We start from the raw sequence: 12,558 nt of genomic DNA, 5'->3' as shown, positions 1-12,558 counted from the left end.
AAGCAACCGAGGCTGTACTTCAAAGGGAGAAGCACGAAAGACCGGGTTAGCTCAGGAGGACCACCTTGCCGCCTACCAGGTGGTACATGGCGCCAACTATCTTGATCTTCCCGTTCTTTTCCAGGTCGGCCAGCACGCTGCTCCGGCGACGGATCTCGCTGATCGTCAGCTGAACGTTGGTCGTAGCGACCGCATCGACGAATTCATCGTTCTTGCTGCTCCGCTCACCCGTGTACGTCGTGCCGTCGACCGCCGGTTTGATTTTCGCAAGCAACTCCGTCAGATTGCCGAGTTCCACGCCGTCAATGGCCCCCTTAATTGCCCCACATGACGTGTGTCCCATTACCAGTACGACTTTGGAGCCGGCCACTGCACAGGCATATTCGAGACTGCCCAACAGGTCGTCGTTGGCGATGTTCCCAGCGACGCGAGCATTGAACGTATCGCCGATACCGGCATCGAGAATCACTTCCGCCGGAGCGCGCGAGTCAATGCAGCTCAGAATCACGGCGGCGGGGTATTGGCCGCTCACACTCGCCCGTTTCTGCGCGAGGTAGTCATGCGTTTGCATTTTCCCTGCACGGAATCGATCATTGCCCTTCTTGATCATTGCCAACACGTCGTCCGGCGTCATCGCATCACGCTGCGCCTTCGTCAAGGCTGCCGCGTCAGCGGCCTCGGGAAAAATCCCGCCGACGATTCCAAGTGCTGCAAGCCCCAGTGCAGATTTCAGGGTCGTGCGGCGCCCGATGTGATGCGCGGTACAGCATTCACTGTCTTGATGATTCATTTACACCTCTAGGATTTGGTTTTTCCATTACGGATGCTTGACGCATCAGAACACTACAATGAAAAGTGAACCGTTGCAATGGTAGGTTCGATAGATAGTTGCAAAGAGGTGGTCTCGCTTATTCCGAAAGTTTGACGTTGCTCGCGAATTTCGGATTCCTTGACGTTGTGCGGATTATGTCACCAGTTGGCTACGGGCGGCGTGCCAGTCCTGCTCGAATTGCATCTGGCTGACGTAGTTCAACGTCAAGTGCAAGCGCGAATGATTGTAGACGCTCAACCGGTCAATTACCTTGTCCATAGCTTCGCGACGCGCTGCCAAGCGCTGACCAAGGTTGCGCGCACGCTTGAGCGACCCCTCCAGGCTCTCGGTCGGCGCGTGTCGCAACAGTCTCCTCGGCGGCTCATCGAGCTGCGCATGCCGTATATCCCGCCCGCTGAAGCTGCGGCAAACTACTACAGGCAACTCAGAAATACCGATGACCTGCCTGCATTAACTTAAACCAACTGGTCTCCACGATTCCCGATGCGGTTCAGGCATCCGGCCCAAACGAGTCATGGCACTCCCGGAGTGGGTCCATCATGAAGCAGCGACGCCACGTCTCAGCGGAACTCACTCAGGTCGGTGCCGAGGAAGGGAAACGCGGGTGCGCGTTGAAAGTCCTTGGAGACTTCGCCGGCGAATAAATTGCGCTGATCCTTGCCGAGGTCGAGGCGTTTGACAGGTGCGCCTGCGGAGAAGTCGACCTTCTTGAGATCGACCCAGAAAGTACTCGGAGTGACGGCCGATTCGAAGAAGTAAAGCATGCGCTTGTGATCGGCAACGGTGCGCCAACGTGTGGACGATATATTCGGCTCGCCCGGGGTAGTGATCCCGAACGGCACCGATACGTTACGGATCACGCTGAAAACGCTGGCAAGTGCAATGGCGGGGTCCTCACTCTTAGGGATAGCGTTGACGTAGAACGAGGCGCGCGCGAACCGGTCAGCAGAGCGATTGGTGCCAGGCAGCCAGACGGTGCCGCCTATCTGCTTCCAATATTCGTTCAGTGCAAGCTGCTCGTCAAAGGTCGGTGAGTTCGTCGTGACCTGGTACTGCCGACCATGGTGGATGATCTGTTTGCCGCCGATGTACTCGACGATGGCGCTGTCGCCACTCGCGTCTGATATGGCGAGGCGCAGTGTGGCGAGGCGCTGTTCGCCGGGGACATTGTCAGTGACGATTGTGAACGGCTCCTTCTCGAGCGCAGCGACGGCTTCCGCGACGGTCGCAAAATTGTCCAGCACGTACTGCGCCCATGCTGCGATGGTGAGTCCAGGTTTCGAGTTTTTGTCAAAGTGGGGATATTGCGATTCGACCAGCCAGAGCAGTTCAGCCGCTAGCCCCTTTTCGTTCATGCCATCGGTGGTAGAGACGTCATAACCGGTAGCCACGACGCTACCGTATTTGGCGGTCCAGTTAAGAGAGTTCGGACCGGATTCACCGGTGCGGGCGATGCCACGCGGAAGGATGTAAAGATTGGTGGCGACGTCGAGTCTCCAGTCCATCGATCGGGCGGTGATAACGTCGTCGTTGTCACCGAGATAGACAACGCGTGTGCAGGCTAGCGATCCGGCCGGCTCGACGAGGAGCGTCGCTGCTGCGGCGAGACAGGTCAAAACGACGCAAAAAGGGCGGCGCATGGCAATTCCTCACGCTGTGTTAGTGATTACAGATTGCTCGAAGCCGACGCTCGCTGCGAAGGCGGCTCGCGTCCGCCTGCCGCGCATTGATCCCCCGAGCAATATCGCGTCGACAACATCTGAGGAAAAGGGAAGTATTGGATTTCCGCAATACAGTTGTCAACTAGGGAAATACTGATTTATCCGGCTCGGTGGTCATCGCTGACGCAGCCGAGTACGTTGTAGAACGTAGTTCACGGAACGAGTCCACGACGATGAAACGCCAGATGAGCTTTGCGGAAGCGGAAGGCACGGGCAAGAAGCAGAGGTGGCCGCGTAAATTCGGACAGTCGGATAAGTGGTTTGGCCGGGGCCAGAGCCAGAGATAATGTTGGCAAAGGAACCGAGGAAATGACGAAGATAACCCGACGGACGCACTCAGCGGCGTTCAAAGCAAAGGTGGCGCTGGCAGCGGTCAAGGACGAGCGGACGCTGGCAGAACTGGTGCCGCAGTTCGATGTCCATCCGAACCGGATTACCGAACGGAAACGGCAATTGCAGGAGCGCGCGTCGGACGTGTTCGGCGCGGCCGGGGCGCCGTCGAACGAACCGCCGGTTGATCTAAAATCGCTGCTCGCGAAGATCGGGCCGTTGACTCTAGAAAATGCATTTCTAAGCGGCGCGCTCGACAAGGCGGGATTGCTGAGCGCAAAGAAATGATCGACCGTAACTATGCCTGGTCGGCAGCGCAGCAGGCTAAGCTTGTCGCGATTTCCCGGTCGAGCGTGTACTACCAGCCGCAGCCGGTCGGCGAGGCGGATCGGATCGGTCATCGTCAGGAAGGCGGCATCATGCAGTCGTTCGGCTACGACGCAATGAGACGTCTTGCCCATCGATCGGGCTGGCCGGCTCGTTTCGACGAGAGGAAGGCGGTCTACCTGACGCCGGCTCCGGACTGAAAGGTCGAGCGCAAATCGTTCGAAGACGAAGGCTTCGGCCGGCTGGCGACGGCGCTCAACGACAATGCACGGGTGCGCCAGTTCTAGGATCCGGTCGGCAATCTGCTGCGCGAGCACGTGAACATGTCGTTCGATGAGGACTGCGCGCACGATCCGGCGGGCGAATGCGGCGTCGAGCACCTGTGGCAGTGCACGGACTGCTGCTGGATGGCAAACCGATTGCGAACTTCGAGCGCGACGACGTGCACTGGGAGACATCGCGCGAATTGGGCAACGGCCTGACACAGGTGACGCAGTACGACGCGGCCTGCCGGCAGACGTACAGGGCACGGGCGGCAAGGTCTTGGAGCGCCGCTATCAGTGCGACAAGGCGGGGCAACTGACCGATGACGTTGTCCGACCTGCCCGCACCGTATGCACCAGCCCGGATTCGACGTCCACGCCAATATGCGATTTCATGCCGAAGTGAGCGGCAGCGCCTTTTGCATCATCATCGACGAATTCCCGCAAGTTGACAGTGCCGTCGTATATGTAAAAAAATCGTGTCAATCTAATTCAACGAGTACGACGAGCTTCGGAGACCAACATGGCAGACAAGAATGACTTTGATAGTCAGCGGTTGCAGTATCAGTTCAGATGTAGTTGCCAAAGTCCTCTGGCCCATGCTGTTTGTCAGCGAGTAAGCGATGCGGTGTCGGGTCGCTTGGCTGGGCATGAGCTCGACTCGCATCTGGCTATGGGAGCAGCGGCCGGGCTGCTGGAGCTCGCCTCGTTCAATGTGCCGCGCCCCCCGCTCATCCTGCGCGGAGCGCGGATCTTCGACGGGAAGTCGAACAGCCTTGACGAAGGGCACGACATACTGGTCGCGGGCAATTGCATGGATTTGATTCCAACCGGGCAAGATGTGGGTGATGCGCAGGTGATCGACTGTGCGGAGCACGTCATCATGCCCGGCATGATCGATGCGCATTGGCATTCAATTCTTGCCGCCGTTCCACTTAACGAGGCAATGACTGCCGACATAACCTATATCTATCTTCTCGCGGCCCGAGAAGCTGAGCGGACCATAATGCGCGGCTTCACCACTGTTCGCGATGTGGGTGGTCCCTCCTTCGCATTGAAAAGGGCGATTGACGAGAATCGCATCATGGGTCCGCGGATCTTTCCCAGCGGGGCGATGATCTCTCAGACTTCAGGGCACGGCGACTTTCGCAGACGCAACGAGTTGCCGCGCACTGCGCTGTGCTCGCTCAGTGCAGCGGAAGTAGCCGGCATATCCTCGATCGCAGACGGTGTGCCGGACATGCTCAGAAGAGTGCGTGAACAGCTGATGCTAGGCGCGAGCCAGATCAAGATCATGGCGGGCGGCGGAGTGTCTTCCATGTTCGATCCGCTCGACTCGGTTCAATACACGGAAGATGAAATGCGCGCTGCCGTCGCCGCCGCGTCAGACTGGGGAACCTACGTCTGCGCGCATGTGTACACCTCGGCCGGGATTCGCAGAGCCTTGTCGTGCGGCGTGAAGTCGATCGAGCATGGTCAGCTAGCGGACGAAGAGACGGTCCGCCGGATTGGCGACGCTGGGGCCTGGTGGAGCCTGCAGCCGTTTCTGGCCGACGAGGACGCCAACCCGAAGGCGACCGACGCGCAACGGGCACAGCAGCAGGAAATTGCGGTTGGGACGGTGCGCGCCTTCGAGCTTGGACAAAAATATGGTGTGAACATGGCGTGGGGAACGGACGTACTATTCAATCCCGCAGGCGCCCTAACGCAAGGAAAACAGCTTTCCAAGCTGGCCCGCTGGTTCGAGAACATCGATGTTTTGCGGCTCGGCACGAGCCGCAATGCAGAACTTCTCGCCTTGTCCGGGTGCAGAAATCCTTATCCCGGGGCGCTTGGTGTCATCCAACCACGCGCGTTGGCAGACATCCTGGTCATCAATGGCAATCCGCTTGAAAATCCGTCACTTATCGCCGATCCTGAGCGAAACATCAAGATCATCATGAAGGACGGTCGCATCTATAAGAATACCATGTCGCCGCGCCATCAATAGGCTGGGCGGTTGTAAAACTCTGGAAGGTCAATAGAGGAGCGATGATAGAATCGACGTGAGACGTTTCTTGTAGCCATCCGGCAAGGGAGTTCTCTTTTTTCCTCGAGATAAGGAGAACTCGATGAAGAAGCGATTTATCGACGAGCAGGTCATCCGCATCTTGCGCGAGGCCGAGAGCCGGGACGAGCCGGTGAAGGATCTACGCAAGCACCGCGGCATTTCGAAGCTGCCGGCAAATACCCGAGATATTCGCGACGTTACGCGGCGAGCGGTATCTGTGGTGGCAAGGAGTTGACGAGCATGGCGCTGACCTCGAGATGCTGGCGAAAATATCGGTGCAACAAGGCCACAGCAAAGCGCTTCTTTCGGAGGATGCTGCGTTCAATCGCAGTGTCGCGCACGATCGTTACCGCGCAGCTGCGCGGCTATGCGGCGGCGAAGGCTTACATTCCCGATCTCGAACACGCGAAGCGGGCGCCGATACGGCTGCATGCGTGAATGACTAGCCGAGAGCCCGTCAGCCGACCTACGGCGCGTACGTCAGATGTCGGGCTTCGCGATGTGCATCGCGTGCGGGCGTTTCGACCATGCTTCGGGCCGATCCGACAGTACTTTTGCGTCGCCCAGATGTCTACGAACGTCAACTTGACGGAATCGACGATACTTGTTTGAGCAAGGTGCCCTTCGAATCATTGAAGATTGCGTGAACGCCGATCTTCGCCATTGAGCATTACACCGTTCGCGACGAAATGGAGCGCTGGTCTCGCGCTGATATTGAACAGATAAAGGGGGCGATTTGGAGAGCGTTAGTATTGCTATTACTATGCTGGTTGCCGTGCTGATCAGCGGCGCCATAATTCGCGTTCTGCCGTTGGCGATACCGCTTCCGTTGCTCCAGATTTCTCTGGGCTTTCTGATAGCCGGTGTTTTCAAAGGTGGCGTCAAGCTCGATCCTGACCTATTTTTTCTACTGTTCTTGCCGCCACTGCTGTTTTTGGACGGATGGCGGATACCGAAGGACTTGCTGCGACGTGACAAGCTCGGAATCTTTCAGCTCTCTGTTGGACTGGTAATTCTGACCGTTGTCGGCGCCGGTTACGCCATTCACTGGATGATTCCCTCGATGCCGTTGGCCGTCGCGTATGCGCTCGCAGCCATCATTTCGCCGACCGATCCGGTGGCGGTGGCCGGCATCACGCACCGACTGGCCATTCCTCGACGTATCACAGCGATCCTAGAAGGTGAGGCACTGTTCAACGACGCGAGTGGGTTGGTCGCATTCCGCCTTGCGGTTGCGGCAGCGATGACTGGCGCATTTTCTCTATCGTCGGCGGCCATCTCATTTCTCTGGGTGGCGGGTGCAGGCCTTGCGACCGGTGCGCTCGTCACCTCCGCCATCACGTTGCTTCGAGACGGTTTCACAAGACGCTTTGGGGCGGAGCCGCGCTCCGAGGTTCTATTAAGTCTCTTGATTCCCTTCGCTGCATACTTCCTGGCCGAGCATATCGGCGCCTCGGGCATTTTAGCTGCCGTGGCGGCCGGCTGGACCGTAAGCCGCGCGGAGTTGTCGGGACGGGTCAGCGCGTTTGCGCGCATGCAGCGCCAGATCGTTTGGGACATGATGCAGTTCACACTCAACGGAATCATGTTCGTGCTGCTCGGCGAACAGTTGCCCGGTATTTTCAAGGCTGCCGCCCAGCTCGTGATGCAGATTGGGGGCCACGAGGCAGGGTCGCTGCTTGCATATGCATTTATTGTCTGGCTCATGCTGGCGGTCTTGCGCTTCGCATGCATTTTCGGTTCAGTCTGGCTCGCCCGGATCATACGCGGAATGACACCGCCTCCCGAGGCGCGGGCCACGCCGCGCATCATGTTGGCGCTATCGTTGGGAGGAGTGCGCGGTGCGGTGACGTTGGCCGGCGTAATGACACTTCCACTGGCTCTGCCTAACGGCGAGGCGTTTCCCTCGCGCGACCTGGCTATTTTTCTTGCTGCTGCAGTGATTATCATCTCCTTGATCGCCGCGACGCTCGGCTTGCCATGGTTGCTCAAAGGCATTGGGCAACCGCGATCATCACCACACCTGCGGCAGTGGGAAGTCGCACGACAGGCGGCTCAACGCGCAGCTGTAAACCGCGTTTCATCGATACTTGACGAGCAGCAAGAGAGGGGATCTTCGCAAGAGGCGCACGCATACATGCATGTAGTCGATCAGGTGCTGGCCGGTCTGCATGAACCGCTCGCCGACTCTCCCGAGCGTTCGATCGGCGGTCGGGCGCGTGTGGGACGAGATGTTGAACTGAGGGTGATGCGGGCTGTTATTGAAGCGTCTCGGGATGCCATTTACAAGCTTGCGCTCGACCATGAAATTTCAGACGAGGTAGCGCGTGACATGGTCGGAATGCTGGACTTGGAAGAGGTGCGATTGCCCTGAACGGCAGGCCTGAACCGGACATTTCTGACTGGCTCAACGCGACATATGAACTTGGAGCTACGCCAGTGTCATACCCAGATTCAGATGTCGCAGCGCCAGCTAAATACAAATGTCGCATGTTTCGTCGACTTTCTGAGGGTCGGCCGGGATTCGTGAAATTTTCGCCAAAATGCCCTTATCCAACTGATCTAGAGGGGGAATTTTCCTCCTCGATCGAATCGACCGTACGCTAGACTTTGCGTGCTTCAAATGCTTGATCGAACTGCCGCGCCCGCTGGACCTCATCGCTGTGCAGGTAGGTCGACGTCGTCGATATCGACGCATGACGGAGATTGTCGCGCACCATGATCAGCTCCGCGCCACGGGCCAGCGCGTGCGTCGCATGTGTGTGCCGCATCCAGTGTGGGCTTGCGCGCCGAAGCTTCTCGGCCGTCGCTGGCCGTTCATCCTGGATCGCGTCGGCCGCAAACCGAAAGAAGCGCCGCAGCACGCGCCAGAGCCTTGCACTCTCGATGCCGGCGCCGTCCTCCTCGAGGTTCGCGACCAGCGGTGTGATCGGGTTCCAGCGGGACGGCGTCACCGGCAGCCCGCGCTGGACCAGAGACTGATCCAGCGCGGATCTCGCCAGCGCAGGCAGCGCCACCTTGCCGGGTTTGCCGCCCTTGCCGATTACATGTAGCCAGTGATCCCCGCGGTCGTCGCGTCGAATGTCGCCGAGCGTGGCGTCGACGAACTCGCTGGCTCGCAGACCGGTCGCGTAACCGAAGTCGAGCAGGAAGCGCAGACGCTGCGCGGCCGGCGCGCCCCAGCGATACGACCATTCCAGTCCGTCGGCCAATGCGCGGATCAACAGCCACTCGCCTTCCGTGAAGCCACGGGCAACATCCAGCCCCGTACGCGCCGCGGCACCACGAACCTTGACGCCCGCAAACGGATTCGCCAGCACATAGCGCTGCTCGACCAGCCAGCGGAACATCGCTGACAGGACTGTGAGCGCATACGCTGCCGAACGCGCCGATAGCGGGCCGCTGAACGGCCGCCATTCGACGCTTTGTCGCGGCCGTGATGGTCCGACCCAACGCTCGCGCGGCGCCGGCCGCCGCAAGAACCCGCGGTACGCGATCGCGTCGTCGGTCGTCAGCGACGACAACGCTCGGCCACGTTCAACGATCGCCCACAGGATCAGACGTTCGGCCTCCTTCCGGTAGGCGCGCTGGGTCGCCGCAGACTCGTGCAGCGACAACCACGACCGGACCGCTCCATAGTCGTTCGATGCGCTCAGCAGACAAGCGGCCTGTGGTGCACGGAACTGCCCGCGCGAGCCATCGACTTCGTGTGGCACGCGAATCTGTTCCCACGGCACGACGATGCCGGACGGCGCCGCAGCGATCAATGCGCGTGCCCGCTCAGTCAGTGCGCGATGCGCCGCAAAGAAAGCCTCGATATGCCGTGCACTCGCGACACCGAGCCCGCCGATCGCCGACCACCAGCGACGTCGTCGCGGAATCCGCACGGTCAGGTCGGCCAACGTCCGGATACCGTGCGCGTGCAGCGCCTCGACGATGCGAGGCGGCAGCCACATCTCGACGGCGTCGGTGATCAGGGGAACCGGCACGGGCAGATTGCGGAGCGCCTCGATCACGCGGGCGACGCTGTCGGCCGATGCGCTCGTCGGACGAGCAACGAACGCCGCCGCCAGGTCCTCGCGATGGCGGCTTCGCGCGAACGCGACAAGTCGCTGACGAATGCGGCCGAGGATGCCACGCGATGACCCGCCGGCTGCTCGCCGATCTCCCAGATAGCGGGCCACGGCGGCCCGCGCGTCCAGGCCGGCGTACCAGCCGCGCAGTGCGGCGAGCTCCGCTTCCTCGGGGAAGTCGGGCTTGTTCTCGTCGACGGAATGGGTCTCACGCGTTTTCATGATCGCCAGTTTAGATGCTTTTCAATGATGGGCAGATAATAACTCTTATCCGTCTAGATATTATTTTGACCGGTCATTCAACTGGTGATCCCCTGACCATTCGGCTGAAACGTCGGAACGATGTACGTCGGCGCGCATTACTGGGCGGCTTAGGCTTCGACTCCATTTCGAACCGCTTCTCAGCGGACACGCGAATCCGATCTGAGTCAATTAGCCGCATGGTCGAACGGATGCAAACTGCCCACCTCGCAAAGCCAGTGCTGGCGCACGGGTGCGCGCGATCACAAAGGCGCTCGAGACGTGGTTCCCAATGATTAACGCAACGCGACGATCGACTTCATTGTGGATCCGCCGTAAATGAAGTATTTTTAATGCATGTAATGTGTCGCCGTTGAATAGCTTCGCACGCGCGAGCCCAACAGCGCCGTTTCAAGGATGGAGCCACCATGCACCTCACTCTCTACACCGATTACACGCTTCGGGTGATGATGTATCTGGCTCTGAAGTACCCAGGCGGTGGCGTTTCGACGATCGACGAAATCGCGGGCGCCTACGGTATTTCACGCAATCATTTGACGAAAGTCGTGCACGAGCTCAGCCAACTCGGCTTCATTGAAACCTCGCGCGGTCGCGCTGGCGGCGCTTGCCTGGCGCGCGCGCCCGAGCAGATTTCGGTAGGGGAAATCGTGCGGACCGCCGAAAAAGATTTTGCCGTCGTGAGTTGCCACGATATGACCGTCGCACACGGCTGCACGATTTTTCCGGTCTGCAACCTCCGGCACAGGTTGTACCGGGCGGTCGACGCCTTTCTCCACGAGCTCGACACCATGACGCTGCGAGAAGCCATTGCGGCGCCCACGGTGGCCGCGACTGTCCTGGGCATGGCAGACTCTCGCGAGTTGGTATCGGTGTCGCGCCCGCGTGGCAGTACGAGTCGCCGCACTGGAGGCCCTCAATGAAAATGCATCTGCCGCACCGTTCTTCGTTCGTGTCACCTGCGTCGGAGCTGCCGGTCCTGAGACTCGGCTTCCGGCCGTTTTACCTAGGGGGCGCGCTGTTCGGTGCGCTCGCCATTCTGGTCTGGCTTGGCGCGCTGCATGGCATTGTGCCGGCAGGTCGGATGACGTCACTCAATGGCATCCTGTGGCATACGCATGAGATGATCTTCGGGTTTGCCGCAGCCATCGTTGCTGGCTTTCTGCTGACCGCGGTGCGGGCCTGGACCTCGCTCAAAACACCATCCGGCGCACCGTTGGCCCTGTTATGGCTTCTGTGGCTCGTGGGGCGCATTGCGGTATGGTCCGGCCCGGCGCTGCTGGCCGCGATCGTGGATTCGGCGTTTCTGCCGGTCCTGATGATCGCCCTGCTGCGCGTGCTTATCCGGGCACGCAACCGCCACAATATCTTTGTACCCGTCGTGCTGGGCATGCTCGGCCTTCTGAACATCCTGTTTCACGCATGGGTGCTGCAGGGACGGGCCGATCTGGCAATGCGCTCTGCTGGCGCCGCCGTTGGGCTGCTGGTGACGCTCGTCACTATCATCGCGGGTCGAGTGACGCCGACGTTCACTGCCAACGCTGTGCCCGGCTATACATTCAGGCGCTGGCGGGTAGTCGAAGCGCTGGCCGTGCCACTGCCGCTGCTGGCATTTGGGTTCGACGCGCTAGGCGCGAGTGCGTGGCTTGTTGGCAGCGCGGCGGGTGCGACGGCGGTGGTCCATGGCATCCGGCTTGCTGAATGGCGTTCGTGGAAGGTCGGCCGCCGGCCGATTCTCGCGATCCTTCACGCGGCCTACGCCTGGGTCCCAGTCGGCTTCGGCCTGTTGATGCTGAGTACCGTCGGACTGGTGCCACATTCAATCGCGCTGCATGCCCTTACGGTCGGTGCACTCGGAGGAGCGATCATCGCCATGATCACACGGACCGCGCTCGGACATACCGGCCGCAAGCTCGTCGCCGGACCAACTGAGATTGCCTGTTACTGCCTCGTGATCGCCGCCGCCGTTCTACGCGTTTTTGGTCCGTTGCTTGCGAGTGGCTGGAGCGCGTGGTGGATCGACGCCGCCGGCTTGTGCTGGTGCGTGGCGTTCGCCATGTACGCATTCCAATATTGGCCCTACCTGACACGCCCGCGAACTGACGGCAAGGCTGGCTGAAGCGAAACGTTGTGAGCGATGCAAAATGAAGTCGAACAATCTATTGGTCAAGTCTGCGCCCTCGTTCGACGAACCGATCGAGATGCTCAGGGCGTGTCACGAACGCATTGCCGCACAGTGCGCCACGCTCAAGAAGCTCGCAGCGCACCTTCCCGTGCACGGCACTGATACCCAAGCGCAGCAAGCAGCCAGAAACATCATGCGTTATTTCGACATCGCGGGCCCACATCATCATGCGGATGAGGAACAGGATCTCTTTCCAATGCTGATTAAGGTCGGTCAACGGCACGGCTCGTCGGTGACTATACGAATCGCATCCTTGCTAGACGAGCATCAATCGCTGGAGGCAGGGTGGGTACGGTTGCGACCTGTGCTCTCCGATATCGGCCAAGGGAAAGCAAGGCTGCTTGAGCGCGTTTGGGTGGATGACTTTGCCGATGCGTACCGCGGCCACATCGCGTTGGAGGAAAGCGAGATTCTGCCATTTGCCGAAGCGAGCCTCGATCGGCGGCAGATGGCCAACCTAAGCGCGGCTATGGTGGCCCGACGCACCATTACGTCGTAATGACAGCCGCGACCGACGGC

At 59.9% G+C, this 12,558-nt stretch carries 10 protein-coding genes and 2 pseudogenes; 8 read left to right on the top strand and 4 right to left on the bottom strand.

What is annotated here, in order from left to right:
* Positions 1-46: 46 nt before the first annotated feature.
* From AK36_RS22080 to AK36_RS22070, 3 genes and pseudogenes are all read right to left on the bottom strand, one after another.
* Positions 47-790 (bottom strand): carbonic anhydrase family protein, encoded by a 744-nt coding sequence (locus tag AK36_RS22080; protein ID WP_045579196.1) that lies wholly within the window; start codon positions 788-790, stop codon positions 47-49.
* A 174-nt stretch (positions 791-964) separates the two neighbouring features.
* Positions 965-1,215 (bottom strand): annotated as a pseudogene (locus tag AK36_RS22075) (IS3 family transposase); the annotation flags it as partial.
* A gap of 177 nt (positions 1,216-1,392) precedes the next feature.
* Complete coding sequence (locus AK36_RS22070) at positions 1,393-2,472, bottom strand: linear amide C-N hydrolase (RefSeq protein ID WP_045579194.1); 1,080 nt, start codon at positions 2,470-2,472, stop codon at positions 1,393-1,395.
* A gap of 390 nt (positions 2,473-2,862) precedes the next feature.
* On the opposite strand from AK36_RS22070, the pseudogene AK36_RS22065 reads away from it, so the two are divergent.
* The 5 genes and pseudogenes from AK36_RS22065 to AK36_RS22050 form a co-directional block, all read left to right on the top strand.
* Positions 2,863-3,272 (top strand): annotated as a pseudogene (locus AK36_RS22065) (IS3 family transposase); the annotation flags it as partial.
* A gap of 724 nt (positions 3,273-3,996) precedes the next feature.
* The gene (locus AK36_RS22055; protein WP_045579191.1) at positions 3,997-5,463 is read left to right on the top strand and encodes a metal-dependent hydrolase family protein; all 1,467 of its coding nucleotides are present in this window, start codon (positions 3,997-3,999) and stop codon (positions 5,461-5,463) included.
* Between the two features lie 121 nt (positions 5,464-5,584).
* Positions 5,585-5,758: a hypothetical protein gene (locus AK36_RS33730; RefSeq protein ID WP_155121927.1), complete on the top strand. Its 174-nt coding sequence runs from the start codon at positions 5,585-5,587 to the stop codon at positions 5,756-5,758.
* Between the two features lie 5 nt (positions 5,759-5,763).
* Complete coding sequence (locus AK36_RS33270; RefSeq protein WP_144410671.1) at positions 5,764-5,961, top strand: hypothetical protein; 198 nt, start codon at positions 5,764-5,766, stop codon at positions 5,959-5,961.
* A gap of 325 nt (positions 5,962-6,286) precedes the next feature.
* Positions 6,287-7,897: a Na+/H+ antiporter gene (locus AK36_RS22050; RefSeq protein WP_224383381.1), complete on the top strand. Its 1,611-nt coding sequence runs from the start codon at positions 6,287-6,289 to the stop codon at positions 7,895-7,897.
* 229 nt (positions 7,898-8,126) lie between these two features.
* On the opposite strand, the gene AK36_RS22045 is transcribed toward AK36_RS22050, so the two are convergent.
* Positions 8,127-9,818 (bottom strand): site-specific integrase, encoded by a 1,692-nt coding sequence (locus AK36_RS22045; RefSeq protein WP_045579189.1) that lies wholly within the window; start codon positions 9,816-9,818, stop codon positions 8,127-8,129.
* Positions 9,819-10,264: 446 nt separating this feature from the next.
* Here AK36_RS22045 and AK36_RS22040 point away from each other — a divergent pair, with 446 nt between their 5' ends.
* Genes AK36_RS22040 through AK36_RS22030 form a run of 3 tightly spaced genes read left to right on the top strand, consistent with a single transcriptional unit; the run spans position 10,265 to position 12,538 of the window.
* A complete protein-coding gene (locus AK36_RS22040; protein ID WP_011880261.1) occupies positions 10,265-10,777 on the top strand; it encodes an RrF2 family transcriptional regulator in 513 nt (170 codons plus the stop codon).
* Complete coding sequence (locus AK36_RS22035) at positions 10,774-11,973, top strand: NnrS family protein (protein WP_011880262.1); 1,200 nt, start codon at positions 10,774-10,776, stop codon at positions 11,971-11,973. The genes AK36_RS22040 and AK36_RS22035 overlap by 4 nt, the downstream gene beginning before the upstream one ends.
* A 25-nt stretch (positions 11,974-11,998) precedes the next feature.
* Entirely contained in the window at positions 11,999-12,538 is a 540-nt protein-coding gene (locus AK36_RS22030) for a hemerythrin domain-containing protein (RefSeq protein WP_045579188.1), read from the top strand.
* Positions 12,539-12,558 lie beyond the last annotated feature (20 nt).

Source organism: Burkholderia vietnamiensis LMG 10929, assembly GCF_000959445.1.
Taxonomy (GTDB): domain Bacteria; phylum Pseudomonadota; class Gammaproteobacteria; order Burkholderiales; family Burkholderiaceae; genus Burkholderia; species Burkholderia vietnamiensis.
Note: the sequence above shows the minus strand (reverse complement) of the source record. Positions and strands in the feature narration are given on the sequence as shown.